Raw genomic sequence first — 657 nt, 5'->3', positions numbered from 1 at the left:
GTGGTGGTATTTGCCATTATTTTAGCACGTGCGGAAGTATTTGCCATGAAAAATGGCGTGATTCCTTCGGCTATTGATGGTCTGGGGATGGGCGTTGGCTTTGCGCTGGCAATGGTATTTATCGGTGCAGTACGTGAACTGTTTGGCACTGGTATGCTGCTTAGTGGTACTTCCTTTGCGATGCAAGTATTTCCCGAAACCTATAATGGACCGATGATTATGATTCTTGCGCCAGGCGCATTTCTGGTAATTGGTTTGATGATTGGTATGTTTAATGTTATTGGCGAATATCAGGATAAGCAAGCGGCTGCAAAAGCCAAAGCAGCGCAAATTACCGCTCAAAGGAGTGAAGCTGTATGATGGAATATTTTACTCTGTTTATGGGCGCGGTAATTGTTAATAACTTCGTTCTAACGCGCTTCTTAGGATTATGTATATTCTTTGGAGTATCCAAAAGTTTAAGCGCTTCTGTTGGTATGGGGATGGCGGTGACCTCGATTCTTACCGTCACTTCCGCACTTGCCTGGCTGGTTTACCAATATATACTGATTCCTTATGATCTAATGTTCCTCAAAATTGTCGTAATTGTTCTCTTAATGGCTGGCTGTGTTCAATTTTTGGAAATTGCGATTAAGAGATATGCGCCTGCGCTTTATG

At 42.9% G+C, this 657-nt stretch carries 2 protein-coding genes; both read left to right on the top strand.

Going from position 1 to position 657, the window contains the following annotated elements:
- On the top strand, nt 1-360 hold a 360-nt coding region (locus AC29Z1_RS05335), incomplete at its 5' end, for an Rnf-Nqr domain containing protein (RefSeq protein WP_488270422.1).
- A partial coding sequence (locus AC29Z1_RS05330; protein ID WP_488270421.1) for an Rnf-Nqr domain containing protein occupies nt 357-657 on the top strand: 301 nt, incomplete at its 3' end. The genes AC29Z1_RS05335 and AC29Z1_RS05330, both read left to right, overlap by 4 nt.

The organism is Sporomusa sp. (assembly GCF_057736855.1).
This window is presented reverse-complemented; position numbering and strand designations above follow the sequence as displayed.